General features: G+C 68.6%; 28 protein-coding genes. 12 read left to right on the top strand and 16 right to left on the bottom strand.

What is annotated here, in order from left to right:
* Position 1: 1 nt before the first annotated feature.
* The 9 genes from tsaE to ACLNGM_RS00350 form a co-directional block, all read right to left on the bottom strand.
* Positions 2–1555 carry a tRNA (adenosine(37)-N6)-threonylcarbamoyltransferase complex ATPase subunit type 1 TsaE gene (gene tsaE, locus ACLNGM_RS00390; RefSeq protein WP_416356717.1) on the bottom strand — a complete coding sequence of 518 codons (1554 nt, stop codon included), beginning with the start codon at positions 1553–1555 and terminating at the stop codon, positions 2–4.
* Positions 1552–3990, bottom strand: coding sequence for a PAS-domain containing protein (locus ACLNGM_RS00385; RefSeq protein ID WP_416356716.1), 2439 nt, complete (start codon positions 3988–3990; stop codon positions 1552–1554). Before ACLNGM_RS00385 ends, tsaE begins: the two co-directional genes overlap by 4 nt.
* Before the next feature lie 311 nt (positions 3991–4301).
* A complete protein-coding gene (gene ahcY / locus ACLNGM_RS00380) occupies positions 4302–5702 on the bottom strand; it encodes an adenosylhomocysteinase (protein WP_416356715.1) in 1401 nt (466 codons plus the stop codon).
* Positions 5703–5819: 117 nt separating this feature from the next.
* Positions 5820–6155, bottom strand: a complete 336-nt coding sequence (locus ACLNGM_RS00375) for an HPr family phosphocarrier protein (RefSeq protein WP_416356714.1) — start codon at positions 6153–6155, stop codon at positions 5820–5822.
* A 38-nt stretch (positions 6156–6193) separates the two neighbouring features.
* Entirely contained in the window at positions 6194–6595 is a 402-nt protein-coding gene (locus ACLNGM_RS00370; protein WP_055893695.1) for a PTS sugar transporter subunit IIA, read from the bottom strand.
* Between the two features lie 180 nt (positions 6596–6775).
* Positions 6776–7243: an HPr kinase/phosphorylase gene (locus tag ACLNGM_RS00365; RefSeq protein ID WP_416356713.1), complete on the bottom strand. Its 468-nt coding sequence runs from the start codon at positions 7241–7243 to the stop codon at positions 6776–6778.
* The gene (locus ACLNGM_RS00360; RefSeq protein ID WP_090963884.1) at positions 7240–9036 is read right to left on the bottom strand and encodes a sensor histidine kinase; all 1797 of its coding nucleotides are present in this window, start codon (positions 9034–9036) and stop codon (positions 7240–7242) included. Before ACLNGM_RS00360 ends, ACLNGM_RS00365 begins: the two co-directional genes overlap by 4 nt.
* A 13-nt stretch (positions 9037–9049) precedes the next feature.
* Positions 9050–9754 (bottom strand): response regulator, encoded by a 705-nt coding sequence (locus ACLNGM_RS00355; RefSeq protein ID WP_416356712.1) that lies wholly within the window; start codon positions 9752–9754, stop codon positions 9050–9052.
* 190 nt (positions 9755–9944) lie between these two features.
* The gene (locus tag ACLNGM_RS00350) at positions 9945–10424 is read right to left on the bottom strand and encodes a pyridoxamine 5'-phosphate oxidase family protein (protein ID WP_090963880.1); all 480 of its coding nucleotides are present in this window, start codon (positions 10422–10424) and stop codon (positions 9945–9947) included.
* Between the two features lie 297 nt (positions 10425–10721).
* Here ACLNGM_RS00350 and ACLNGM_RS00345 point away from each other — a divergent pair, with 297 nt between their 5' ends.
* The 6 genes from ACLNGM_RS00345 (at position 10722) to ACLNGM_RS00320 (ending at position 15078) form a co-directional block, all read left to right on the top strand.
* On the top strand, positions 10722–12332 hold the full coding sequence (locus ACLNGM_RS00345; RefSeq protein WP_090963878.1) for a phosphoenolpyruvate carboxykinase: 1611 nt from the start codon (positions 10722–10724) through the stop codon (positions 12330–12332).
* A 124-nt stretch (positions 12333–12456) separates the two neighbouring features.
* Complete coding sequence (arfB, locus tag ACLNGM_RS00340; RefSeq protein WP_090963876.1) at positions 12457–12900, top strand: alternative ribosome rescue aminoacyl-tRNA hydrolase ArfB; 444 nt, start codon at positions 12457–12459, stop codon at positions 12898–12900.
* A gap of 125 nt (positions 12901–13025) precedes the next feature.
* The gene (locus ACLNGM_RS00335; protein ID WP_055893676.1) at positions 13026–13583 is read left to right on the top strand and encodes a fasciclin domain-containing protein; all 558 of its coding nucleotides are present in this window, start codon (positions 13026–13028) and stop codon (positions 13581–13583) included.
* Between the two features lie 86 nt (positions 13584–13669).
* Positions 13670–14161: a peptide-methionine (R)-S-oxide reductase MsrB gene (msrB, locus tag ACLNGM_RS00330; RefSeq protein ID WP_055893673.1), complete on the top strand. Its 492-nt coding sequence runs from the start codon at positions 13670–13672 to the stop codon at positions 14159–14161.
* A gap of 169 nt (positions 14162–14330) precedes the next feature.
* On the top strand, positions 14331–14786 hold the full coding sequence (locus tag ACLNGM_RS00325; RefSeq protein WP_416356711.1) for an Hsp20 family protein: 456 nt from the start codon (positions 14331–14333) through the stop codon (positions 14784–14786).
* 43 nt (positions 14787–14829) lie between these two features.
* Positions 14830–15078 (top strand): DUF1150 family protein, encoded by a 249-nt coding sequence (locus tag ACLNGM_RS00320; RefSeq protein ID WP_055893667.1) that lies wholly within the window; start codon positions 14830–14832, stop codon positions 15076–15078.
* A gap of 67 nt (positions 15079–15145) precedes the next feature.
* Here ACLNGM_RS00320 and ptsN read toward each other — a convergent pair whose 3' ends face one another.
* From ptsN to lptC, 6 genes are all read right to left on the bottom strand, one after another.
* Positions 15146–15610: a PTS IIA-like nitrogen regulatory protein PtsN gene (gene ptsN, locus ACLNGM_RS00315; protein ID WP_416356710.1), complete on the bottom strand. Its 465-nt coding sequence runs from the start codon at positions 15608–15610 to the stop codon at positions 15146–15148.
* A 146-nt stretch (positions 15611–15756) separates the two neighbouring features.
* Positions 15757–16332, bottom strand: coding sequence for a ribosome hibernation-promoting factor, HPF/YfiA family (gene hpf, locus ACLNGM_RS00310; RefSeq protein ID WP_055893662.1), 576 nt, complete (start codon positions 16330–16332; stop codon positions 15757–15759).
* 165 nt (positions 16333–16497) lie between these two features.
* Positions 16498–17949 (bottom strand): RNA polymerase factor sigma-54, encoded by a 1452-nt coding sequence (gene rpoN, locus ACLNGM_RS00305; RefSeq protein ID WP_416356709.1) that lies wholly within the window; start codon positions 17947–17949, stop codon positions 16498–16500.
* Between the two features lie 108 nt (positions 17950–18057).
* The gene (gene lptB, locus ACLNGM_RS00300; protein ID WP_090963955.1) at positions 18058–18810 is read right to left on the bottom strand and encodes an LPS export ABC transporter ATP-binding protein; all 753 of its coding nucleotides are present in this window, start codon (positions 18808–18810) and stop codon (positions 18058–18060) included.
* A gap of 128 nt (positions 18811–18938) precedes the next feature.
* The gene (locus tag ACLNGM_RS00295) at positions 18939–19553 is read right to left on the bottom strand and encodes an LptA/OstA family protein (protein ID WP_090963867.1); all 615 of its coding nucleotides are present in this window, start codon (positions 19551–19553) and stop codon (positions 18939–18941) included.
* Positions 19550–20146, bottom strand: coding sequence for an LPS export ABC transporter periplasmic protein LptC (gene lptC / locus ACLNGM_RS00290; protein WP_416356708.1), 597 nt, complete (start codon positions 20144–20146; stop codon positions 19550–19552). The genes ACLNGM_RS00295 and lptC overlap by 4 nt, the downstream gene beginning before the upstream one ends.
* A 349-nt stretch (positions 20147–20495) precedes the next feature.
* Here lptC and sppA point away from each other — a divergent pair, with 349 nt between their 5' ends.
* The 3 genes from sppA (at position 20496) to ACLNGM_RS00275 (ending at position 22368) form a co-directional block, all read left to right on the top strand.
* Positions 20496–21452 carry a signal peptide peptidase SppA gene (gene sppA / locus ACLNGM_RS00285; protein WP_416356707.1) on the top strand — a complete coding sequence of 319 codons (957 nt, stop codon included), beginning with the start codon at positions 20496–20498 and terminating at the stop codon, positions 21450–21452.
* A gap of 111 nt (positions 21453–21563) precedes the next feature.
* A complete protein-coding gene (locus ACLNGM_RS00280) occupies positions 21564–21845 on the top strand; it encodes an integration host factor subunit beta (RefSeq protein ID WP_055893642.1) in 282 nt (93 codons plus the stop codon).
* Positions 21846–21975: 130 nt separating this feature from the next.
* Positions 21976–22368: a lipopolysaccharide assembly protein LapA domain-containing protein gene (locus ACLNGM_RS00275; protein ID WP_416356706.1), complete on the top strand. Its 393-nt coding sequence runs from the start codon at positions 21976–21978 to the stop codon at positions 22366–22368.
* A 3-nt stretch (positions 22369–22371) separates the two neighbouring features.
* Here ACLNGM_RS00275 and ACLNGM_RS00270 read toward each other — a convergent pair whose 3' ends face one another.
* Positions 22372–22845 (bottom strand): CoxG family protein, encoded by a 474-nt coding sequence (locus ACLNGM_RS00270; RefSeq protein ID WP_416356705.1) that lies wholly within the window; start codon positions 22843–22845, stop codon positions 22372–22374.
* Between the two features lie 116 nt (positions 22846–22961).
* Between ACLNGM_RS00270 and ACLNGM_RS00265 the strand changes: the two genes are divergently transcribed.
* From ACLNGM_RS00265 to lspA, 3 genes are read left to right on the top strand one after another with little or no spacing between them, the layout of a single operon-like run.
* On the top strand, positions 22962–24086 hold the full coding sequence (locus ACLNGM_RS00265; protein WP_416356704.1) for a class I SAM-dependent methyltransferase: 1125 nt from the start codon (positions 22962–22964) through the stop codon (positions 24084–24086).
* The gene (locus tag ACLNGM_RS00260; RefSeq protein ID WP_416356703.1) at positions 24071–24937 is read left to right on the top strand and encodes a TrmH family RNA methyltransferase; all 867 of its coding nucleotides are present in this window, start codon (positions 24071–24073) and stop codon (positions 24935–24937) included. The genes ACLNGM_RS00265 and ACLNGM_RS00260 overlap by 16 nt, the downstream gene beginning before the upstream one ends.
* Entirely contained in the window at positions 24937–25434 is a 498-nt protein-coding gene (lspA, locus tag ACLNGM_RS00255) for a signal peptidase II (protein WP_416356702.1), read from the top strand. Before ACLNGM_RS00260 ends, lspA begins: the two co-directional genes overlap by 1 nt.
* Positions 25435–25638 lie beyond the last annotated feature (204 nt).

The following is a 25638-nucleotide window of genomic DNA, read 5'->3' as shown; positions in this document are numbered from 1 at the left end:
CTTAGCGGTGTGGGGCGTCGGCTTCGTCCAGAAGGTGCCATGCCTCGTAGAGACTGGCCAGTTCGCCGAGCGCCGGATGGGTCAGGATCGTCCTGAGATAGGCTTTAATCCGAGGAATGTGACGCAGGTATTGCGGCTTGCCGTCGCGAAGGAGCAACCGGACGAAGATGCCGAGAATCTTGGTCTGGCGTTGCGCCGCCATGATCGCATAGGCGGCGGCGAAGCCGGCCTCGTCGAAGGCGGGATCGGCTTTGCGGCGCGCGTCGACATAGGCGCCGCGCAGGCGGTCTTCCAGCGCCGGCTCGATCGTGACGCGCGGGTCGTGGGCAAGGGCGGCGACGTCGTAGGCCGAGGGGCCGACCATCGCGTCCTGGAAGTCGAGGAAGGCTATGCGGTCGAGACCGGTCCGCTCAGCGCGCCAGACGAGATTGGGCGCCTGAACGTCGCGCTGGACGATGTGGCGCTCGGCCGTGTCGAGGGCCGTGAACAGTCGGGACCAGACGGCTTCGAAGGCAGAGCGCTCGCCTTGCGTCTCCGGCCGGCCGAAGACGTGCGGCAGGTACCAGTCGACGAGGAGGCTCGCCTCGATCCCCATGGCGGCGTGGTCGAACGGCGGCACCTCGTAGGGGCGTCCGTCGGGCAGCACGAGATGCGGATCGAACGGCGTCGCGTGGAGATGGGCGAGCGCCAGCATCGCGGTCTCGTAGCGCTCCGGGATAGGGCGACTGTCCGCGTCGAGGACACCCTCGCGGCCGAGGTCCTCCATCAGGACAAAACCGCGCGACGTATCGAAGGCTACAATCCGGGGCGTCGCCAGCCCGCGCTCGCGCAGCGCCCCGGCGACCGCGACGAAGGGCACCGTGTTGCGGGCCGAACGAGCGATCTCGGCATAGGCGCGCCCGTCCCGCACCGGGGGGCCGAGCACGAGATCGGGCGAATCCATCAGGATGAGGGGCCGCCCGGCTGCGGTGGTCAGCACCTCGTAGCGGCGCGCGGAGGCGTCGCCCGGAAAGGGCTTGCGGTCGGCGTCGCCCTCGCCGGACGCCGCGAGGAACGCGTGGAGCGCCAGCGGGCGCTCGATGCGGGCCGCGGCTTCGGGGAGCGCGTGTATCGCCACCTGCCGCCCGCCGCCGGGCCGGTCCGCGAGCGTGAGGCGAAGGTTGGCGGCGCGCAGGACGTCCGGCGCCTGCTCCGGCCATTCGGCCAGCACGATGCCGGTCTCGGCCGCCTCGTCGAAGCCGAGTTCGACGAGCTCGTCGGGATCGCCGATCCGGTAGAGATCGAAATGGCTGATGCGCGGGCGCGTCGGATAGAGCTGCACCAGCGTGTAGGTAGGCGAGGGGACCTCGAGGTCGGGATCGCCAGCCACGGCCCGGATGAGTGCCCTGGCGAGCGTCGTCTTGCCGGCGCCGAGCGGCCCCGACAGGGCGACGACGTCGCCTGTGTTGAGGAGCGGCGCGAGGAGGCGCGCCAGCCGGATCGTCGCGGCCTCGTCGGCAAGGTCCAGCGTGAAGGTGCGGATCTCGTCGGCGAACGCGCCCGAAGCGTCCGTCATTCGGCGGCGAGGTCCTGCTCGTCACGGCCGAGTGGGAAACGGCAGATCACCGTGGTGCCACCCTTCGGGCCCGACTGGATCTCGACCTTGCCGCCATGCAGCTCGACGAAGGAGCGCACGATCGACAGGCCGAGCCCGGCCCCCGACTGCCGCCCGCCGGACGGATTGGTCTCGAAGCGCTCGAACAGGCGCGCGACCTCGCCAGGCGCGATGCCCGGCCCCTGATCCGAGACGCTGAACACCATCTCGCCGTTGCTGCGCACCGCCTTGAGGTTCACCGTCGAGCCGGCCGGCGCGAAGTTGGCGGCGTTCGACAGGAGGTTGAACAGGATCTGCGTAACGCGGTGCCCATCGGCTCGGAAGGTCGAGCCGGCGCGGCTGAGGTCGATGTTGAGGATGATGTCGTTCTCGCGGAACCGGTCGCGCACGCCGTCGGCGGCATGGCCGACCGTGCCGGCGACGTCGACGTCGGTGAGGTCGAGATCCATGATGCCGGCATCGATCGTCGCGAGATCCAGGATGTCGTTGACGATCGTCAGGAGCGACGAGGTCGAGGTGCCGATATAGTCGAGATATTCCGACTGGCGGTCGTTCAGCGGCCCGGTCTCTGGCGAGCGCAGAAGTGCTGAGAAACCGATGATGTTGGTCAGCGGCGATCGCAGTTCGTAGTTGACGTGCTGGACGAAGTCGCTTTTCAGGCGCGCCGCGTTCTCTAGTGCGTCGTTGCGCTCGCGCAGCATGCGCTCGGCCTCGCGCGCGTCCGAGATGTCGGTGAAGGTGAGCATGGTCTGGCCGTTCGGCAGCGGCACGATGCCGTAGGCCTGGACGCGCCCGTCGGACAGCTCGATCTCGCCGCTCTCGGCCTCGCGGGCGCCCTCGTCGAAGGCGGTGACGGCGTGGGCGAAGGTCGCCCAGGTCGGGCCGGCCTCGCCGCCGAGCGGCGCGCGGATCGAAACCGAGGCGGTGGCTGCGAAGGAGCGGATGTGCGGCTTGGCGGCGAGGAACTCGGCCGACAGGCCCCAGAGTTCGGCGAAGATCGGGTTGGACAGGCGCAGGCGCCCGTCCTGGCCGAACACCGCGACGCCTTCGCGCAAGAAGTCGAGTGTCTCGCCCTGCAGGCGCACAAGCGCGTTGAGGCGCGATTCCAGCTGCAGCTTCTCGGTCAGGTCCTCGAACACCCAGCTCGCGCCGCCGCGCGGCTCGGGGCTGGCGAAGACGCGCAGCGTGCGCCCGTCGGTCAGGTGCCAGAGCGCCTCGGTCGGCTGCGTCGCGCGGTGCGCGGCGAGGATGTCGGCCTTGACGTCGCGCAAGGGGCGGTCGTCCGGCAGGATGCCGCGCGAGCGCAGCTGGTCGAGGATACCGATATGGTCGGGCGCGGTCTCGAGATAGGTCGTCGACAGGTCGAACAGCCGGGCGAAGGCCGCGTTGTGATAGAGGAGACGCGTCTTGTCGTCGAAGCGCGCGATGGCGGTCGTCAGCTGGTCCAGCGTCTCGGAATGCGAGCGCACGGTCTCGTCGAGCTCGCGCCGGATCGCCTCGGCGTCGGAGATGTCGATCGCAAGCCCCGCCGCGCCGAACGGACCAGCCGCATCGACGACGTGGAAGTTGCGCCGGTCGGCCTCGACCACGGCGCTGAGCCGGTCGCTGAAGTGGCTGGCCTGACGGCGCGTCGCGGCGATCCGGGTGCGATCCTGCTCGTTCAGGAACTCGGTCTGCGCGGTGACGGCGCCGGTGACGCCCGGCGCATCGACGGCCTTGGCATAGGCGTCGTTCACCCAGATCAGGCGCTCGTCGGCGTCGCGCACCCACATCGGCAGGGGCGCCGCGTCGAACAGAGACTGCATCGTCTCGATCATGCCGTTGGTGCGGGCGTTCTCCACTTTAAGCGCCGCCAGTTCCTCGCGCAGGCCCGACAGGGGGGCGAAGCGCACGGTGGCGAGCGCGCCGACGGTGCGGCCCGAGGCCTCGATCAGCCGCCCGTCCGGGCGCTCGATCTCGAGGCGGAAGGGCTCGGCGCGGGTGCGAAGCTGCGCGATCGCGGCTTCCAGCCGGCGCGCCTCGCCGGCATCCATCCAGCCGGAGAAGTCGAGGAAGCCGGCGGAATCGCTGGGGACGCCGAGATTCTTCGGCAGCGTTCCGATGATGTCCGGGGCGCCGGTGCCGGCATAGACGACGAGGCGCTGGTGATCGTCGTTGAGGAGGCCGGCGCGCCGGTCGGCCTCGGTCAGCGCGTCGGCGAGTTCCGCGCGGAGCCGGACATTCTCCTCGGCGGTCGCAGCCTGCTGGCGGATCAGCCAGAAGGCCGCGATCATCGCCGCGCCGATCGTCAGGGCCACGAGGGCGAGATAGAGGAGCGGCTCGGCGGCGAGCGGCTGGGCCTCGGCCTGCGCCCGCGCCGGACCGTTGCCGAGAATGAGGACCGCCGACGCCAGCAACGAAGCCCACGCGTCCCGTCGCCACTTGGCGTTCCGGCCAGCTTTCAACGAGCAGGTCCCCCGACCCGCCTCCTGCACTGATTCGCGCGTCCGCATCGCGTCCTTTCAGCCGCCCCTCGAGCGAGGCGGGTGTCCCCGTAAGCGCCCCCGCTCCCCAACGGCAGGCATGCAGGCGAATCTAAACGGTGGATAACCGTCCGCAAAGCGTCGATCGGACACGCATCGGAAAAAAGAAAAGGCGCCGGGGGGCTTGCCCCCGACGTCCTCTTGCTATGCGGCCCCCGCCATCGCGACGGGTGGCCGGTCCGTCATCAGTAACGATAGTGCTCGGCCTTGAACGGGCCCTGCGGCGTCACGCCGATATAGGCGGCCTGATCCTCCGAGAGGGTGGAAAGCCGGGCGCCGAGCTTGTCGAGGTGGAGGCGCGCGACCTTCTCGTCGAGGTGCTTGGGCAGGACATAGACCTGGTTCTCGTACTTCTCGCCCTTGGTGAAGAGCTCGATCTGCGCCAGCGTCTGGTTGGTGAAGGACGCCGACATCACGAAGGACGGGTGGCCGGTCGCGTTGCCGAGGTTGAGGAGACGGCCCTCCGACAGAAGCAGCATGCGCTTGCCGTCCGGGAAGGTCACCATGTCGACCTGCGGCTTGATGTTGGTCCACTGCAGGTTGCGAAGGCTCGCCACCTGGATCTCGTTGTCGAAGTGGCCGATGTTGCCGACGATGCACATGTCCTTGACGGTGCGCATGGTGTCGAGCGTCACGACGTCCTTGTTGCCGGTGGTCGTGATGATGATGTCGGCTGTCGGCGCGGCGTCCTCGAGGGTGACGACCTCGAACCCGTCCATCGCCGCCTGCAGCGCGCAGATCGGATCGACCTCGGTCACCTTCACGCGCGCGCCCGCGCCCTGGAGCGAGGCGGCCGAGCCCTTGCCGACGTCGCCGTATCCGCAGACCACGGCCACCTTGCCGGCCATCATCACGTCGGTCGCGCGGCGGATGCCGTCGACGAGCGATTCCTTGCAGCCGTACTTGTTGTCGAACTTCGACTTCGTCACCGAGTCGTTGACGTTGATCGCCGGGAAGGGCAGGAGGCCGCGCTTCTGCAGCTGGTAGAGGCGGTTGACGCCCGTCGTCGTCTCCTCCGTCACGCCCTTGATGGCGTCGCGCTGGCGCGCGAAGAAGCCGGGGGTGGCCGCGAGGCGCTTGCGGATCTGCGCGAAGAGGACTTCCTCCTCCTCGGAGCCGGGATTCGACAGGACGTCCTCGCCGGCTTCCGCGCGCGCGCCGGTCAGGATGTACATCGTGGCGTCGCCGCCGTCGTCGAGGATCATGTTCGACGGCTCGCCGTCCGGCCACTGGAAGATCCGGTCGGTGTAGTCCCAGTATTCCTCGAGGCTCTCGCCCTTGACGGCGAAGACCGGCGTGCCGGTCGCGGCGATCGCGGCCGCGGCGTGGTCCTGCGTCGAGAAGATGTTGCACGAGGCCCAGCGAACCTTGGCGCCGAGCGCCTGCAGGGTCTCGATCAGGACCGCGGTCTGGATGGTCATGTGCAGCGAGCCGGTGATGCGCGCGCCCCGCAGCGGCTGGTCGGCGCCGAACTCCTCGCGGCAGGCCATGAGGCCCGGCATCTCGGTTTCCGCGATGTCGAGTTCCTTGCGGCCCCAATTGGCCAGCGAAAGATCCTTGACGACGAAATCGCCCGTATTGGCCATGCGGAAGCTCCTTGGATGGGGCAGCAGGCTCGGCCGAGCCGTCCGGTGCCGCCGTTCAAGGCGCTTCCTTAGCAGGAGAGAGGATATAAGGAAATCCTTATATCGTTATCTCGGCGGTCAGCAGTCCTCGCCGAACCGGTCCGCGACCAGCGCCGAGATCGCCGCCACGGCCTTGTCGGCGTCGTGGCCCTCGGCGCGCACGTCGATCGTGGTCCCCTGGCCGGCCGCCAGCATCATCAGGCCCATGATCGACTGGCCGCCGACCGACAGGCCCTCGCGCGAGATGGTGATGTCGCAGTCGAACTGTTCGGCGAGCTGCACGAACTTGGCCGAGGCGCGGGCATGAAGGCCCTTGCGGTTGACGATGGTGATCGTCTGCTCGACCGGGCCGGAGGCGGGCGAGCCGGCTTGAAGCGATTCGGGCAGCGAGGGGAAGTGTTCTGACTTGTCCATGGCTCGGCCGCCGATGATCCGTTGAACCTGTTCGAGAGCTACTTGCCGCTGAGGATGCGGCTTGCGACGGCGATGTACTTGCGGCCGGCATCTTGGGCGGCGACGAGCGCGTCGGCCATAGGCTTCTCGCCGCGCACGCTGGCGAGCTTGATCAGCATCGGCAGATTGACGCCCGCAAGGACGTCGATGTTGCCTTCGTCCATGACCGAAATGGCGAGGTTGGACGGGGTGCCGCCGAACATGTCGGTCAGGATGATCACGCCCTTGCCGCGCTCGGCCTCGCGGACCGCCTGGAGGATGTCCAGACGCCGCTGTTCCATGTCGTCGTCGGGACCGATGCAGATGGTCTCGAACGCCTCCTGGCGGCCGACCACATGCTCCACGGCGAGCTTGAATTCACGCGCGAGCTGGCCATGCGTCACCAGCACCAGTCCTATCATACTTCGACCATCCCGGACTCCGCCACTTCCCTGTGCAACGGATTGTGCGCTTGCGGCCAGATTGCTGCAAGACGCAGCAAGTCACACCCCTCGGAATCTTTCCAGACTGGCGCCGAACGCCTGCATTCCGGGGCTTTTCCCGTATTCACGAAGCCGCGACGCGAATGCTGCGACGCGATATCAACCGGTGCGCGTGGCGGTCCAGAACGAGGGCGTCGCGACGAGGGTCAGAAGGACGTCGGCGGCGAAGGACGGATCGCGCTCGGGCAGCGCAATCCGTCGAATCCCGATCCCTAGGAGGATCACGGAGCCTTCCTCCGGCAGGCGCTCGATCGAGCCGCGCGGCACGAGATCGACCACGAGGTCGAGACCGGTCTCGGCGACATGCGGCCGGGACAGGAGACCAATGCCGCGCACCTCGATCAGCCCGGCGGTGGCTGCCGGAGTCTCCCCGTAGAGTTGCGCGCCTCGCGGCTCGACGAAGACCTGATCGTCCGACACGAGGACGGCCTCGAGACCTGCGGCGCCGCCCCGGGCGAGAGCGGCGAGCGCGAGGGAGGACTTGCCGCTGCCCGAGGGCCCACGCACGAGAAGGCCCCGCCCGCCAAGGCGCAGCGCGCTCGCATGGAGGTTGACCCTTGCGCTCACGTGTCGGCCGGAAGCTCGACCGTGAAGCGAGCGCCCGCGATGGTGCCGGGCGCCTTGGGATCGGCCATGTTCTCCGCGCGGATCTCGCCGCCGTGCGCCTCGACGATCTGGCGCGAGATCGACAGGCCGAGACCGGAGTTCTGGCCGAAGGATTCGGCACCCGGACGATCGGTGTAGAAGCGCTCGAAGATGCGGTCGATCTTCTCGGCCTGGATGCCGGGCCCGTTGTCCTCGATCGTGACGACGCAGGCGCGAGTGCGGCGCTGCAGGCGCACCAGGATGCGCCCGTCTTCGGGCGGCACGAAGGAGCGCGCGTTGTCGATGAGGTTGGTGAAGACCTGGCTGAGGCGGAGGTCGTGGCCGGCGACGCGGTAGGTCTTGCCGGGCGGCAGTGGCGCGACGGTCAACTCGATCGCAATGCGCTGCTCCGGCTTCAGATGGGCACGCGCCCCGTCCACCACCGAGCCGACGAGGCCGGCGAGATCGACCTCGCCTGCCACCTCACGCGCCAGCTCGGCGTCGAGGCGCGAGGCATCGGCAATGTCCGTGATCAGCCGGTCGAGGCGCTTCACGTCGTGCTGGATCACGGCGAGCAGACGCTCGCGCGAGCTTTCATTGCGCGCGAGGGGCAGCGTCTCGACCGCCGAGCGCAGCGATGTCAGCGGGTTCTTCAACTCGTGGCTGACGTCGGCGGCAAAGCTCTCGATCGCGTCCATGCGGGCATATAGCGCATTGGTCATGTCGCGGATCGCCGAGGCGAGATGGCCGACCTCGTCGGCGCGGTCGCCGAAGTCGGGGATCTCCTCGCGCGCGGTGACGCCCCGGCGCACGCGGATCGCAGCGGCCGACAGGCGGCGGAGCGGGGTCGCGATGGTGGAGGCGAGCAGCGCCGAAAGGATCACCGTCACCATCGCGGCGACCGCGAAGGTGCGCACGATCGCCATGCGCTCGGCCTGCACGATCTTGTCGATGTCGCCGCCTTGCGTCGACAGGAGGAGGACGCCGAGCACCGCGCGGAAGCGCTGGATCGGCACGGCGACGGAGACGATCAGCTCGCCGTTCTCGGTGGAGCGGACGAGCGCGCGGGGGCCGCCGGTGAGCGCGCTCATCACCTCCGGATAGGTCGAGCCCGAGCCGCCCGGCGTCTCCTTGTAGACCGGGAGATCGCCATGGCCGAGGAGGCGGCCCGTCTCGCGGCTGATCCAGGCGAAGATGCCGGTTTCCTCTTCGCTCTCCACCGGCGGCAGGTCGTAGCGCAGGATCTGGCCGCGCGAGTAGAGATGGCGCGAATCGAGGATGAGGTTGGCGTCGCGATCGTAGAGGCGAGCGCGCGTGCGGGTCGGCGAGATCAGCCGCCGCAGGAGGGGGGCGACGCGCTCGGGATTGATCGGAAAGTCGAGCGATTCCGACTGGTCGGGATTGGGCTGAAGTGTCGCGCCAGCCTGAAGCTCCAGCAGCCGCTCGGGGTCGACGGTGATCGAATCGGTCTCGACCGTCGCCGAGGAGGCGATGGCGCTCGCGATGATCTCGCCCTGCGTGAGAAGGCTCTCGACGCGCGCGTCGATCAGCCCGGCGCGGAACTGGTTGAGATAGAGGATGCCGGAGACGAGGACGATCAGCGCGACGAGGTTGAGGAAGACGATGCGCCGCGTCAGCGAGGAGAACACCGAGTGGCCGAGAAGGCGCCGGGCGCGGATCAGAAGCCGGCGCACCAGCGGCTTTCGCCGCCAGCGACCCACCCGCCGGCGCGCGGCCGCTGTGCGTCCCGTCTCGGATGTGTCCGTCGCCGTCAAGGCCGGCGGTCCATCAGACTTCGCGGAAGCGATAGCCCACGCCGTAGAGCGTCTCGATCATGTCGAAGTCGTCGTCGATCGCCTTGAACTTCTTGCGAAGCCGCTTGATGTGGCTGTCGATCGTGCGGTCGTCGACATAGACCTGCTCGTCGTAGGCCGCGTCCATCAGGGCGTCGCGGCTCTTCACGACGCCCGGGCGCTGGGCGAGCGAGTGCAGGATCAGGAACTCGGTGACGGTGAGCGTCACCGGCTGGCCCACCCAGGTGCAGGTGTGGCGCTCCTGGTCCATCACCAGCTGGCCGCGTTCCAGCGAGGACTCGGGCGCGGCACCCGGCTTGCCGGCCTGCGCCTCGCGCGGGGCGCCACGACGAAGGATGGCGCGCACGCGCTCGACGAGGAGCCGCTGCGAGAAGGGTTTGCGGATGTAGTCGTCGGCCCCCATCTTGAGACCGAAGAGCTCGTCGATCTCCTCATCCTTCGAGGTCAGGAAGATCACCGGCAGGTCGCTCTTCTGGCGCAGGCGTCGCAGGAGCTCCATGCCGTCCATGCGCGGCATCTTGATGTCGAAGATGGCCAGATGCGGCGGCCGGGCCGACAGACCTTCCAGCGCAGAGGCGCCGTCGGTGTAGGTCTCGACCCGGTAGCCCTCGTTTTCCAGCGCGATCGACACGGACGTCAGGATGTTGCGGTCGTCATCCACCAGCGCGATCGTCGGCATCTCGTTACAACTCCTGTTCCGGCGGGCGGGCGCTCGCCTTCGACCCAGCGAAGCGCCGGAAACGCCCGGTGTCCGCATCGTCGCCGACGCGGACCCGATTCCCTGTCTGAAAGGGAAATGTGGCGTTCGTGGCGCTTTTGCAACGCCTAAAGCATTTCCGCGTCCCGCCGGAACGCCTGCGCGGGTCGGTTCAGAGGTTGACCTTGACGTTCTCGGTGGTGTCCGGCCGCGGCTTGTCGCCGACATAGGCCTTCGCGAACTCCCAGGCCTGCGTGATCTTGTTGGAGGTCACGTCCCAGATTTCGGCCTGATGCGGGCGGATCACGAGGATGGCGGTGTCGGGTCCGTCCTTGCCGCCCGGCATCCAGGCCTCCGCCTGCGGATCCCACGCTTCGTCGATGCGCGCGCGGTCGGTGGTCACGCTCGCGGTGCCGGAAACGGCGACATACTCTTCCTTCTTCACGAAGGAGCAGGCGACCTGATCGTCCGCCTGGATCTCGTCCACCTTGTGGGAGCTGCGGTCGGTGACGAACAGGATCTCACCGCGCTCGCGCGAGATCTTCGGCGCCATCGGCCGCGAGCGCAGCTGCCGGCCGTCGCGCGTCGTGACCATGCAGGTCTCGAAGTCCCCGATCATGTCCCAGAACTTCTCGTTTGCCGACTCGGCCATGTCTCGTCCTTTCGTGCCTGAACCTCGGCCTCTCAACGCGCCGCGCGGCGAAAAGTGCCCCGGCACGCGGCAGAACCCCTCGAATGCCAGCGAACGGCAAAATAATTTTTGCTTGAGTTAATCCGATTGAAGCGAAGCGTTGAACCGATTTAGGTGGGGTCCATCATGTTTTAAATCGTTTGATATTGAGAAGACCATGTATTTCCGTAGCTTTTCGACAGTTGCCGCCCGCCGGTATCGGCGATATTTGCTTGGCTCATGCCGGGGCGGCCCGGTGTTTTTTCGAGGAGCAGGCACATGGATGAATTCGGGCTCCGCAACCCCGATCGCGGCATCGAGACGACCGGCCTCGCGAACGTGTCGTCCCTGCGCTGGAACCTTTCGGAAAGCGAACTCGTCGAGACCGCCGTGCGGCAGGGCGAGGGCACGCTGACCGCCCATGGTGCGCTGGTGGTCACCACCGGCCAGCACACCGGCCGCAGCCCCAGGGACAAGTTCGTCGTGCGCGACGAGACCACCGAGGATCGCATCTGGTGGGACAACAACAAGCCGATGGCGCCGGACGCCTTCGAGCGCCTCTATGCCGACTTCAAGGCGCATGCCGAGGGGCGTGACCTCTTCGTGCAGGACCTCGTCGGCGGCGCCGACAAGGACAACGCGATCAAGGTGCGCGTCGTCACCGAGTTCGCCTGGCACTCGCTCTTCATCCGCAACCTCCTGATCCGCCCGGAGCGCGCCGCACTCGAGAGCTTCGTGCCGGAGTTGACGATCATCGACCTGCCGTCCTTCAAGGCGGACCCGGAGCGCCATGGCTGCCGCACCGAGACGGTGATCGCCTGCGACTTCACGCGCAACATCATCCTGATCGGCGGCACGACCTATGCCGGCGAGATGAAGAAGTCGGTCTTCACGGTCCTCAACTACCGCCTGCCCGAGACCGGCGTGATGCCGATGCACTGCTCGGCCAATGTCGGCGCCAACGGCGACGCGGCTGTGTTCTTCGGTCTGTCCGGCACCGGCAAGACGACGCTTTCGGCCGACCCGAAGCGCACGCTCATCGGCGACGACGAGCACGGCTGGGGCGAGAACGGGATCTTCAACTTCGAAGGCGGCTGCTACGCCAAGACGATCCGCCTGTCGGCCGAAGCCGAGCCGGAGATCTTCGCCACGACGCGCATGTTCGGCACGGTCCTTGAGAACGTGATCCTCGACGAGCGCCGCGTGCCCGACTTCGAGGATGGCCGGCTCACCGAGAACACGCGCGCCGCCTATCCCCTGCACTTCATCCCGAACGCCAGCGAGACCGGCCTCGGCGCGCACCCGAAGAACATCATCATGCTGACGGCGGACGCTTTCGGCGTGATGCCGCCGATCGCCAAGCTGACGCCCGAACAGGCGATGTACCACTTCCTGTCCGGCTACACGGCCAAGGTCGCGGGCACCGAGAAGGGCGTGACGGAGCCGGAGGCGACCTTCTCGACCTGCTTCGGCGCGCCGTTCATGCCGCGTCACCCGGCCGAGTACGGCAACCTCCTGCGCGACCTCATCGCGAGCCACGGCGTCGACTGCTGGCTGGTCTCGACCGGCTGGACCGGCGGAGCCTACGGCACCGGGCGGCGCATGCCGATCAAGGCGACGCGCGCGCTTCTCGCTGCCGCGCTCGACGGCTCCCTGAAGAACGCCGAGTTCCGCACCGATCCGAACTTCGGCTTCCAGGTGCCAGTCGCGGTGCCGGGCGTCGACAGTGCGATCCTCGACCCGCGCTCGACCTGGAGCGATCCGGCCGCCTACGACCGCCAGGCCAACAAGCTCGTCGGCATGTTCCGCGCGAACTTCGAGAAGTTCGAGGATCACGTCGATGCGGGCGTCGTCGACGCTTCGCCGGCGCTGGCGCTAGCCGCCGAATAACGAAGAGTCCTCTGGGAGGAGGCAAAGGGGCTCGCGACCTTCGGGTTGCGGGCCCCTTTCGTTTGCGGCAACCACGGGTGAGATGGCGGCGTTGCCGCCGCGAACGCTCGAGGAGACACGACCCATGGCAGAGCCCGGTTCCGCCAAAGGCCTGCCCGTGAACGCCCGCATCACCATTCCCGACGACGAGCTCGAGGAGAGCTTCATCCGCTCGGCCGGGCCCGGCGGCCAGAACGTCAACAAGGTGGCGACCGCGGTTCAGCTGCGCTTTGCCGGCGCCGCGTCCACGGTTCTTGGCGACGAGGTGAAGGCGCGGCTTCTGCGCCTTGCGGGTCAGCGCGCGACCAAGGCCGGGGAGGTGCTGATCGAGGCCTCCCGCTTCCGCACGCAGGAGCGCAACCGCGAGGACGCGCGCGAGCGGCTCGTCGCCCTCGTGCGCGAGGCGCTCGTGCCGCCCCCGCCGCCGCGCAAGAAGACGCGGCCGACGCGCGGCTCGGTGGAGCGGCGGCTGGAGGCGAAGAAGGGGCGCTCGACCGTCAAACGGATGCGCGGCCGCGTCGACGACTGACGTCCCGTCGGACGGCTCCTAAACAAAAGTTGATCGCGGATCATTTTTTCTGCATCCGGCGCATCATCGCCCTCGTAGCTCCTGATGCCCCTCGATGGGAGGGCACCAACAGGGGAAACGGACCCATGATCTCCAAGCTGTTCCGCAGTGTCGTCGTCGCCTCGCTCCTCCTCGGCACGGCCGGTGGCGCGATGGCGCAGGGCAAGAGCGTGATGGTCGGCGGCGCGCCGATGTACGCCTCCAAGACGATCGCCGAGAATGCCCCGAACGCCAAGAACCTGAAGACGCTGGTGGCGGCGGTGAAGGCGGCCGGCCTCGTCAAGACGCTCGACGGCAAGGGTCCCTTCACGGTCTTCGCGCCCGACGACAAGGCCTTCGCCAAGCTGCCGGCCGGCACCGTCGAGATGCTGGTGAAGCCCGAGAACAAGGCGATGCTGACGAAGATCCTGACCTACCATGTCGTTCCGGCCAAGGCGACGGCCGAGGCGGCGATGAAGATGATCAAGGACGACGGCGGCAAGCATGTCGTGAAGACCGTCGAGGGCGAGACCCTGACGCTCGCGATGAAGGGCAAGAAGCTGACGATCACCGACGCCAAGGGCAATGTCGCGACCGTCACCCAGGCCGACGTGATGCAGAAGAACGGCGTCGTGCACGTCATCGACACCGTACTGATGCCCTGATCAAGTCTTATGGATTGCCGACGGCCCCGCCTCCACATGGGGGCGGGGCCGTCTCCGTTTCATCCATCACGCACGGGAGCCATGCCATGCAGCGTCGACAGTTCCTTCTCGGCTTCGCGGCCTTCGGGCTCGGGGCTTCAGCCCTCGCGCTGCGGGGCGGCGGCGCGGCCCGAGCGGAAACCTTTCCCTTCACCCTGAGCGACGCCGACTGGAAGAGCCGCCTGACCTCCGACCAGTACGCGGTGCTGCGCCAGGAGGCGACCGAACGGCCCTATTCGAGCCCGCTCAACAATGTGAAGACGAGCGGCCTCTTCCACTGCGCCGGCTGCGACAACGCGCTCTATTCCTCCGCCACGAAGTTCGATTCGGGAACGGGCTGGCCGAGCTTCTGGGCGCCAGTCGCCGGGGCGATCGGCAACCGGACCGACTACGTCTTGGTCTATCCACGCACCGAGGTGCACTGCGCGCGCTGCGGTGGCCATCTCGGTCATGTCTTCGATGACGGGCCGCCCCCGACCGGCAAGCGTCACTGCATCAACGGCGTGGCCATGCAGTTCAAGCCGGGTCCGGTGACCTGAGAGGGACAAGCCTTCGTCAATCTTTGAGGCGCTCAATGATGACGGGGCCGCAGAGGGGCGGCGCGCATTGAACGCAGCCCTTCGGGTCGCCATATCTCGGACAGGTCGAGCGGGGTGCCGCATCAGGGCCCCGACCGACAAGTCGCTTGAGACAAGGGCTTGCCGTGACATGAACAGGATGACGCCGTTTTCTAGTCCGCTGCTTCTCGGTTTCGACGGGGTGGAGCGGATGCTCGAGCGGATGGGCAAGGCCAGCGATGGCTATCCCCCGTTCAACATCGAGCGCATCCGTGCCCCGGGCGAGCGCAAAGGCGCTGCGCGCGACGGGACCGGCGGGGAACCCGCCATTCGCATCACGCTTGCGGTCGCCGGCTTCCAAACGGAAGACCTCGAGATCACGACGGAAGACAACCAGCTGACGATCCGGGGCTCGCAGAGCGACCGGGAGGAGCGCGATTTCCTTCACCGGGGGATCGCCGCACGCCAGTTCCAGAAGAGCTTTCTCTTCGCGGACGGCATGCGCATCCTCGGCGCCCAGCTGAAGAACGGTCTTCTGATGATCGATCTCGTAAAGCCCGAGCCCGAGCGCGTTGTGAAAAAGATCGAGATTACCGTCGAGGATTGAAACCTCGGACCCGATCTCCCGTTTGCCTCTACAGGAGACGCCCATGACCCGTACGAATTCGATTACCCCGTCCGACCTCGCCTCCATCGGCGAGGGGCATCTGGCTTATCTTCGCCGCATGTCGTCCGACGACATCCGCGCCCGCTTCCCCTCCGCCCAGTCGATCCGTCCGGGGCTGAAGCTCTGGGCCCTGTTCTCCGCCGACGGAACGCCGCTCGCGGTCTCCGACGACCGCGGCTCGATCCTGGCGAGTGCCACCGAAAACGAGTTGCTGACGGTCAGCATCCACTGATCTGACAGCAAATGGATGGCGAGAGGCCGGCCGGACCCTGTCCGCGCCGGTCTTTTTCTTTCGCCGGTCAGGCCGCGTGCGGCGGCGCCTGATGCGTCATCAGGTGATGGAGCGAGCTCGCGTCGCGCGAGGCGCGCAACTCGTTCACCGTGCGCGGATCGCGCAGGAGGCGGGCGATCTTCGAGAGAGCCTTCAGGTGGTCGGCCCCTGAGCCCTCGGGCGCGATGAGGAGGAAGACGAGGTCCACGGGCTGGTCGTCCAGCGCCTCGAAGTCGATCGGCTTGGCCAGGCGCGCGAAGACGCCCTGGATGCGCTGGACGCCGGAAATCTTGCCGTGCGGAATGGCGATGCCGTGGCCGATGCCGGTGGAGCCGAGCTTCTCGCGGGCGATCACGGTCTCGAAGATCTCGCGCGCGTCGAGCCCGCTCAGCGCGGCGGCGCGCTCGGAGAGGTCCTGCAGCACCTGCTTCTTGGAATGCGCCTTCAGCGAGGGAAGGATCGCGTCCTCCCGGATCAGTTCGGCCAGCTCCACGTCGTCAATGCCTTCCGCTCAACCGGTCCGTGCAGCCCTCGGTGGGGATGATCGTGCCGGACAAACCTTGCGCGGCCCTTCCCGGACACGCCGATAAACGTCGGCCGGACCTTTTGGGGTCCGGCCGATCGTCCGTGCGGCGGGTATCAGACCCGGGCCCGCAATGTCGAGGGGTCGATCCAGCCGACATTGCCGTCGGGGCGGCGGTAGACGATGTTGACCTCCTCCGTGGCGCCGTTCTTGAACACCACGACCGGCCCGTCACGGCGGTCAAGTTCCATCACGGCGCTGGCGACGCTCATCGTGCCCATGACGAGGGAGGTCTCTGCGATCACCGCGGGCGCGAAGTCCTCCGGCACGTCGTCATCCTCGTCGGGGACCGAGCTGATGACCGTGTAGGCGATCTCGCGCGATGCCGCTGCGTTCGCCTTGTGGTCCTTCAGGCGGCGCTTGTAGCGTCGCAGGCGCTTCTCGATCTTTTCGGACGCTTCGGTGAAGCTCGATTCCGGGTCGTGGGTATCGGCGGTGGCCTGAAAGTCGACGCCGCTGTCCAGATGGAGCGTGATGTCCGCGCTGTAGCGCGCGCCCTCCTTGGACAGAACGGTGGCGCCTGAGAAGTTTCCGTCGAAGTACTTGGCGACCAAGTCGTTCAGCCGATCCTCGATCCGCGAGCGAAAGGCTTCGCCGACGTCCATGTGTCGGCCCGATACGCGAAGTCCCATTCGTGTCTCCTTCCATACGTCCGGCGACTGGCCTTGCGTGGCTTTTGGGTCGCCGTCATCTCGAAGACTTCGCGCGACCATTTCGTTCCGGCCTGCCGGACGAATCATTCGATCCCAAATCGGTGGCGGGGCCAAGGCCCGCGCGCTCAAAAATCCTCCCGCGCCTCAGACCGCGAGCCGGCGCGCCTTCATCTCACGGCGGCGCTGCACCGAAGAGGCGATGCCGAGCGCCTCGCGATACTTGGCGACTGTGCGCCGGGCGAGATCGATGCCCTCGTCCTTCAGCCGCGCGGCGATGTCGTCGTCGGACAGGACGCCGCCGGCGCCCTCCGCGGCGACGAGCGCGCGGATGCGCAGCTTCACGCTCTCGGCCGAATGCGCGTCGCCCCCGTCGCTGGCGGCGATCGCCCCGGAGAAGAAGGCCTTCATTTCCATCGTGCCCCGGGGTGTCGCCAGATACTTGCCGGCGGTGACGCGGCTGATGGTGGATTCGTGCATGCCGACGGCCGCAGCCACGTCCATCAGCGTCATCGGCTTGAGGTGGCCGCCGCCGCGCGACAGGAAGGCGCTCTGCTGGCGCACGATCTCGTCGGCCACTTTCAGGATGGTGCGCGCACGGCCCTCGAGCGAGCGCTGCAGCCAGCCGGCGGACTGCCGGCATTGGGCAAGGAACGTCCGCTCCTCGGCGCCGGACGCCCCGCCACGCTCCAGGTGAACCCGAAGGCGCGGGAAGGCCTCAGGGTTGAGCGACACCCGCCAGCCGTTCGGCGCCGCCGCCTCGCGCGTCACGACCGCATCGGGCACGACCACCGCCGGCGCGTCGAGCGAGAAGGCGGAGCCCGGCCGCGGGTCGAGGGCGCGGATCTCGCCGAGAATGTCGAGCAGTTCCGCCTCGCTCTCGCCGGTGAGGCGCGAGAGGGCCGCAAAGTCCCGCTTGGCGAGAAGCGGCAGATTGGCGATCACCGTTGCCATCACCGGGTCGAACCGGTCGCGCCGGCGGAGCTGGATCGCCAGGCACTCCTCCAGCGAGCGGGCGAAGAGCCCGGCCGGCTCGGCCTCGTCCTGAAGCCGGACGAGAAGCGGCAGGAGGTCGGCCGGCAGACCGAGTTCGGCATCGAGAAAGCCGGAGGCGTCGAGATCGGCGAGCCAGCGCTCGGCCAGTCGGCGCTCCTCGCCCTGTGCGAAGACCTCCGCGATCTCGGCGAGCGCATGAGCGTGCAGCGAGGGCGCATCTTCGCCGATCCGGTCTTCCCAGGACCCCGCATCGGGGCCGGGTGCCGCGGAGCCCGCCCCGCGCGAGTCGAGGAGTCGGTCGGCGGCGTCCGCATGGTGCTCGCCCTCGGGCCCGGCGCCGTCCCGGAACGCCGAACCGTCGTCCTGCCAGCCGGACAGCGGCACCGGATCGGCGGCTGGCACGGCCGGCTCCGCCGGCGGCGCTGACACAGCGGCTTCGGCGGGCGGCACGAGCTCGAGAAGCGGGTTCGCGTCGGCCTCGCGCTGCAGGAAGGCGAGAAGCTCGACGTGGTGGAACTGCAGAAGCCGGATCGACTGCAGAAGCTGGGGCGTCATCGTGAGCGACTGGCTCTGACGCACCTGGAGGTTCATCGACAAGTTCACGGCGATCCTCCCTTCCAGGGCGCCCGTCAGCCAGGGGCAAGCCTCGAAAGGAAACTGGTCCGCATCTTGCTTGTCAAGACAAGCGCGCTAGCGCCGCGCTGGAAATCGTCAATAGGTGAACTGCTCGCCGAGATAGATTCGCCGGACGTCGGGATTGTCCACGATGTCCTGCGGCGCGCCGTGGGTAAGGACGGCGCCGGCGTGCATGATGTAGGCGCGGTCGATGAGCCCCAGCGTCTCGCGCACGTTGTGGTCGGTGATGAGGACGCCGATCCCGCGCCGCGTGAGGTGCCGCACGAGTTCCTGGATGTCGGCGACGGCGATCGGATCGACGCCCGCGAAGGGCTCGTCGAGCAGCATGAAGGTCGGGCGCGAGGCGAGCGCGCGCGCGATCTCGCAGCGCCGCCGCTCGCCACCGGACAGCGCGGTCGAGGGCTGCTTGCGCAGGTGCCCGATGTGGAACTCCTCCAGAAGCGCAGTGAGTTGGCGCTCGCGCTCCGCCTTCGAAGGCTCGACCATCTCGAGCACGGCGCGGATATTGTCCTCCACCGACAGGCCGCGGAAGATCGATGCCTCCTGCGGGAGGTAGCCGATTCCGAGGCGCGCGCGCCGGTACATGGGCACGCCGGTGATGTCGTGGCCGTCGAGCTCGATGCGCCCGCCGTCGACCGGCACGAGGCCGGTGATCATGTAGAAGCAGGTGGTCTTGCCCGCGCCGTTCGGGCCGAGAAGCCCGACCGCCTCGCCGCGCCGCACGGCGACGTCGACGCTGTCGACGACCCGCCGGCCTCGGTAGGTCTTGGTGATGCCGCGCGCCACCAGCGTGCCTGCGGACGGATGTGCCCGCGCCTCGCCGGGCATCGCGGTCTCGCGGGGATCGCCGAGTGGGCGGCGAGTGGGGGTGTCGATCTGATCGGCCACGAAGCGTCCGGGGTCTGGGCGACCGGCACGAGGCCATGCCGCCCGGGGAATCAAGCGGGGGAGAGGCGTCAGTTGGTGCCGGCGGCGCCGTTCGCGCCCGGCGACAGGAGCATGCGCACCCGCCCGCCGCCGCCCGAGGCGCCGTTGCAGTTGTTGCTCTGCAGGCGCGCGACGCCGGTGTCCATCTGGATGCGCAAGACGCAGCCTGTCGCCACGTTCTTGCCCTGGCTGAGCACCACGTCGCCGGTGAGGAGCGCCACCTGCGTCGCCATGTCGAACTCGGCCTTGTTGGCGGTCGCCACCTGGTCGGCCGAGCGGATCGTCACCTTGCCGGTGGCCTCGAGGCGGCTGATGTCGCCCGAGCCGCCCGGCATGTTGGAGCGCTGCGCGGCCGGCTGCGCTTCGCCCTCCTTGTTGCGCACGTAGTAGACCAGGAGCTTCTCGGCATTCATCGAGGTCGGGCCCTGGCGCACGCTGACGTCGCCCGAGAAGGTGGCGAGCGACTGGCCGTCGTCGACGTCGAGCTGGTTCGATTCGATGGCGACCGGTTGGTCGCCCTTGACCTGCAGGCCCCCGAAGGAGTTGCCGAAGCCCTGCGACTGCTGCTGCGCGCCGGCTGCCCCGGCAAGGGCGAGCGTTCCGAGGATGGCCAGCACGACGGGCAGGCGATGGATCGATGTCATGGTCCTGGCTCGTTCGAGGGGGCCGCGCCCCCGGTGGGAAGGGACTGCGGAAGAAGGGTCAGCTTGACCCGGTTGCCGAAGGACAGCGTTTTGCCGCCGTCCGAGATGGAGACGGTGCCCGCTTCCAGGCGCTGGTCGCTGGTCGAGATCTCGACCGGGCCGGTGCCGGTCAGGGAGCCGCCCTCGAGCGACACGTCGGCGCTCTGCATGCGAATGCGGATGCCGCTCGTCGTGTCGACCGCGATCTGGTCGTAGAGCCGCAGCATGTTGGTGCGGGTGTCGAACCGGCCCTTCGCGGCGGTCAGTTCGGCCGTCGTGCTGTCGTCCACCGTCAGATTGGCCCGCACGCCCTCGAGATCGATGCTGGAGCCGCCGAGTGCCTGGATCGCGCGGCTCGCCACCATCGAGAAGGGGCGGTCGTTGCCGTCGACGCCCGACATGCGCGGGTCGCGCATCACAAGGCGGCCGTCCTCGATCGAGGTCGAGGCGAAGGCGATGTCGGCGGGCAGGGTGCGCGCCAGCCAGATGGCGACCGCGCCGGCGAGGACGATGGCGCTGGCGACCAGCGGCAGGCCGATCTTGAGCCAGCGCACGCGCCGCGAATGGACCTGCGCGCGGTCGAACGCGTCGGCCGGCCGCTCGGCGACGTTGCCGAGGGCCAGTTCGTCGCGCGCGGCGCTCGCCTGCCTGGTCTGCCTGTCGGGTGCGTCGAGAATGAAGGGGGCTCCGGAACGAATCGGACGGGGAAATGCGGTTGCGCGGCCGGAAGGCGGCTCCGCATCCCGCGTCGTTTATGCGCGATATAGGGTTTTTACATGGTAAAACCATTCCGCGCGAGGCCCGGCGCGAACGCTCCGGGTGCGGCCCAGGCGACGCTTGGCAAGCCGCGCAGGTCCGTCTATCGCTGACCCCCGAAAGTTCGAAGGCCAGGCGGGGCGCGGCATGGACGCACAAGGGATCATCGACCGGCGGCGGCTGCGCCGCAAGCTGTCGTTCTGGCGTGTGGTGGCGCTTTGCGGCCTGGCGCTCGCGGTGCTCCTGGCGGTCCTGGCCGCCGGCTGGCGGCCGGGCGCAGGGCTCGGCCCCATGATCGCGCGCGTCGAGGTCTCGGGCGTCATTACCGAAGACCGCAAGATGCTCGACCTTCTCGAGGATCTCGCCGAGGACGACGCGGTGAAGGCGGTGATCGTCAAGGTCAACTCGCCGGGCGGCACCACGGTCGGGGGCGAGACGCTGTTCCACGCGGTTCGGCGTCTGGCCGAGGCGAAGCCCGTGGCGGCCGAGGTCGGACAGCTCGCGGCCTCCGCCGGCTACATGGTGGCGATGGCGACCGACCGGATCGTCGCGCACCATTCCTCCATCGTCGGCTCGATCGGCGTTCTGTTCCAGTATGTCGACGCCTCCGTCCTGCTCGGCCGAATCGGCGTCGACGTGGCGGCGGTGAAATCCTCGCCCCTGAAGGCGGAGCCCTCGCCCTTCGATCCCGCGCCGCCGGAAGCGCGCGAGATGATCGGCAGGCTCGTCAACAGTTCGTTCGACTGGTTCAAGCGCCTCGTCACCGAACGGCGTGGCTTCACGCCGGCCGAGACCGACGCGCTCGCCGACGGCTCTGTCTTCTCGGGCGAGCAGGGACTCGCCAACCGGCTGGTCGATGCGCTCGGCGGCGAGGCGGAGGTGCGGCGCTGGCTGGAGGACGAGCGCGGCGTGCCCAAGGGGCTCGAGATCGTGGAACGCGAGCCCGAAAGCGAGGGGCGCTGGGGCCTGTCGTCCGGCGCCCGGGCCCTCGCCGTCAGCCTTCTCGGCTTCGATCCCGCCGCCTCCGGCCTCGCGCAGGCCGTGGCCGGCGCCACCGGCCGCCTTGACGGGATGGTATCGCTCTGGCAGCCTCCCGGCCATTAGCAGGCGCACGGCCGAGCCGTGCCATCCAATTGAAGTTGCAGGCGTTTTGGGTTTTGCGTGTGGGGCGCCGGCCCGCTGCGCCTTCGGGTTGCGCTCCGGAGACAACGTATCGTGATCAAGTCAGAACTCGTGCAGATCATCGCCGGCCGCAATCCGCATCTTTACCAGCGGGATGTCGAGACCATCGTGAACGCGATCTTCGACGAGATCACGCAGGCGCTCTGCGACGGCAACCGGGTCGAGCTGCGCGGCTTCGGCGCCTTCTCGGTCAAGAATCGCCCGCCGCGCGCCGGCCGCAACCCGCGCACCGGCGAGGCGGTCGAGGTGGAGGAGAAGTGGGTGCCCTTCTTCAAGACCGGCAAGGAACTGCGCGAGCGCCTGAACGACGCCTGAGCCCTCCTCGGGCTCTCGTCCCGCCGGCGATTGACGCGGGGCTCCCCCTCCATACCTACATCCGATGCCCGGACCCGCGGGCGTGCGGCCGGGCGGCCCGTCGCCCCACGCCCTTCAAGACGGACAGACCATGATCTCGAAGATCCTCACCCTCCTCGTGCTCGGGCCGCTGGCCATCCTGCTCGTGGTGTTCTGCGTCGCCAACCGGGCGCCGGTGCCCGTGTCGCTCGATCCGATCGGCACCATGCCGCAGTTCGTCTACGAGGTCCCGCTCTTCGTGCTCCTGATCGGCGCGGTGATCCTCGGCCTGATCCTGGGCGGCCTCGGCACCTGGTTCACCCAGCACCACTACCGCGCCCGCGCCGCGCGCCGGACCGACGAGGTCGAGAACCTCCGACACGAGGTCGCCGTCGGCAACGAGCGCCTGCGTCGCATGCGCGAGGAGCAGGTCCGCGCCTCCGGTCCCGCGATCGCCGCGCCCGGCGAGGTGCGGCCGGCCCTGTCCGGCCCGGCCGCGGTCTGAGCGTCAGGCGTCGGCCACCTCGGAGGACGCCGGTTCCTCGCCGCTGACGCGGGCGGCGAGGTTGTCGAAGAACTGGCCGGCGAGCTTCTTGGCGGACGAATCGACGAGGCGACCGCCGAGCTGTGCGATCTTGCCGCCGACCTTCGCGTCCACCGTATAGGTGAGGACCGTCTCGGCGCCCTCGTCGGCCAGATGCACGTCGGCGCCGCCCGATGCGAAGCCCGCGATGCCGCCCTTGCCCTCGCCGACGATCGAATAGCTCTCCGGCGGGACGATGTTCTCCAGCCGCACCTGGCCCGTGAAGGTCGCTTTCACCGGGCCGACCTTGGCGACGACGGTCGCCGCCATCTCGTTCTCGCCGGTCACCTCCAGTTCCTGGCAGCCCGGGATGCACGCCTTCAGAACCGCCGGGTCGTTGAGCAGCGCCCAGACCGTCTCGCGCGGCGCGGGCAGGCGGTATTCGCCCTTGAGATCCATGTCCTATCCTCCCCGCCGGCCCTGTGGCCGGCACGGCGGGAGAATGGAACCGGCGAGGCGCTTTGCCAAGCCGGCACCGTTTGCCGTCCGCCCCCGCGATACGCTATGAGCCGCCAATGAGGAACGACAGACCCAAGGGGCAGGGCAAGTCCGGTCGGCGCGAGCGCCCGGCCGAGCGGCCGGCGCCCCGTTCGGCCAAGCCGACCGGAGAGAGGCCGCGCCCGCCCGCGCCGGCCGCCGCCGCCGAGCCACCCCGGCGCGAAAGCGTCGAGGAGATCGCGCGCGAGAACCGGCGCGAGCGTCCGGCCGTCGAGTGGCCGAAGGGGGAGCGTCCCGCGTTCCGGGCGCCGGTCGTCCTCGAGGTCGAGCCGGGCGCCGACTACGCGCTTCTGGATTCGGGCGACGGCGAGAAGCTCGAGCGCTACGGACCGCTGACGATCCGGCGCCCCGAGAACCAGGCGATCTGGCCCCGGCGCATGGCGACCGCCCGCTGGGACGGGGCCGATGCGATCTTCACCGGCGACACCGACGAGGAGGGCGCCGGCCGCTGGCGCTTCCCCGCGACGCCGCTCGGCGAGACCTGGCCGATGCGCCAGGACGGCCTGCCCTATCTCGGCCGCTTCACCTCGTTCCGGCATGTCGGCGTGTTCCCCGAGCAGGCCGTGCACTGGCGCTTCATGACCGAGACGATCGAGCGCGAACGCGAGCGGCACCAGCGGCCCGTGCGCGTCCTCAACCTTTTCGGCTACACCGGCCTCGCCTCGCTTCTGGCCGCGCGCGCGGGCGCCGAGGTGACGCATGTCGACGCCTCCAAGCGCGCCATCGGCTGGGCGCGCGAGAATGCCGAACTTGCCGGCCTGTCCAGCGCGCCGATCCGCTGGATCTGCGAGGACGCCGTGCGCTATGCCGAGCGCGAGGCGCGCCGCGGCTCGGCCTACGAGATCATCCTCCTCGATCCGCCGAAGTTCGGCCGTGGTCCCAAGGGCGAGGTCTGGCAGCTCTTCGAGGATCTGCCGCATCTTCTCGTCCTGATGCGCCAGCTCCTGTCGGACCGTCCGCTCGCGCTCGTTCTCACCGCCTATTCCATCCGCTCCTCGTTCTACTCGCTTTCGGCGCTGATGGGCGAGGCGATGCGGGGCCTTGGCGGCACGGTGGAATCCGGCGAACTCGTCATCCGGGAGGAGGGCGAGGACGCCCGCCACCTGTCCACCTCGCTCTTTTCCAGATGGGTGTCCGCTTGACCGACCGCGAAGCCCCCCGCCGCCCCGCCACCTCGGCGCCCGGCCGGGTCAAGGAGGTGACGAGCGTCTCCAACCCGATCGTCAAGGACATCCGCAACCTCGCGCTCAAGAAGCACCGCGAGGAGACCGGCCTGTTTCTGGCCGAGGGGCTGAAGCTCGTGATCGACGCGCTCGACGCGGGCTGGACGATCGACACCCTGATCGCCGCCAAGACGCAGCTGCATTCCGACCTCCTGTCGAAGACCGCCGCGCGCACGGTGGCCGGCGGGGCCGACGTGCTGGAGGCCAGCGACAAGGTGCTCGCCGCCATCTCGCGCCGCGACAACCCGCAGAGCGCGATCGGCGTGTTCCGCCAGAAGACGGCGCGGCTCGACCGGATCGATCTCGGGCGCGACGGGCTGCTGGTCGTCCTCGACCGGGTGCGTGATCCCGGCAATCTCGGCACGATCCTGCGCACCGCCGACGCCGCGGGCGCCAAGGGCGTCGTGCTCGTCGGCGAGAGCGTGGACCCGTTCTCGCTGGAGGCCGTGCGCGCGACGATGGGCTCGATCTTCGCAGTGCCCGTCGCCAAGGCCGACGAGGCCGCCTTCCTCGCCTTCCGCAAGGGCTTCTCCGGTCTCGTCGTCGGCACGCACATGCGCGGCGAGACCGACTTCCGCAAGCCGGCCTACGGGTCGAAGCCGACGCTTCTCCTGATGGGCAACGAGCAGTCCGGCTTGTCCGACGCGCTCGCCAGCGCCTGCGACACGCTGGTACGCATTCCGCAGGTCGGGCGCGCCGACAGCCTGAACCTTGCGGTCGCCACCGGCCTGATGATCTTCGAAGCGCGCCGCGGGAGCCTCTCGCTGTGATGCCCCGTCTCCTGTCCGCCCTTTCGATCGTCGCGCTCGCGGTGGCGCTCGACCAGGGCATCAAGCGCCTCGTCGTCGACACGATGGGGCTCGGCGAGGTGATCGAGGTCCTGCCGTTCCTCGCCCTCTTCCACGCCCGCAACGAGGGCATCGCCTTCTCCATGCTGGACGGCTTCCACGGCCTTGGCCTTGCCGCGATCTCGGTCGTGGTGCTCGGCTTCGTCGGCTGGCTCTGGTGGAACACGCCCGCCGACCGCAAGCTCACGCAGTTCGGCTTCGCCATCATCGTGGGCGGCGCGATCGGCAACCTGATCGACCGCGTCTCGCTCGGCTATGTCGTCGACTACATCCTCTTCCACACGCCGGTCTGGAGCTTTGCCGTCTTCAACCTCGCCGACGCGTTCATCTCGGTCGGCGCGGCGCTGATCCTCCTCGACGAGTTCGTCCTCCACCGGAAGAAGCGCGACGCCGAGGGTGGCAAGACGGCGGACAGTTGACGTTTTCGTGAAAGGAGCGGAAACACGGGACGGGCGATCCGGAGCGGCCGTCTCGACGCGAGACGCTCGTCACGAAACCGTCGCCGCCATCGGCTAATTCGAGGGCGACCCGATGGTTCGATCGCCAGCAGGAGACGCGAAGATGGGATTTGCCGCCACCCTCGGTTCGCACGCCGCCCGCACCGGCGAGCCCTTGTCGAAGCG

Origin of the sequence: Aureimonas phyllosphaerae (assembly GCF_047943035.1) — a bacterium.
In the GTDB taxonomy this organism is placed as follows: domain Bacteria; phylum Pseudomonadota; class Alphaproteobacteria; order Rhizobiales; family Rhizobiaceae; genus Aureimonas; species Aureimonas phyllosphaerae.
The sequence above is the reverse complement of the archived record's forward strand: the minus strand, read 5'-3'. Positions and strand labels throughout refer to the sequence as shown.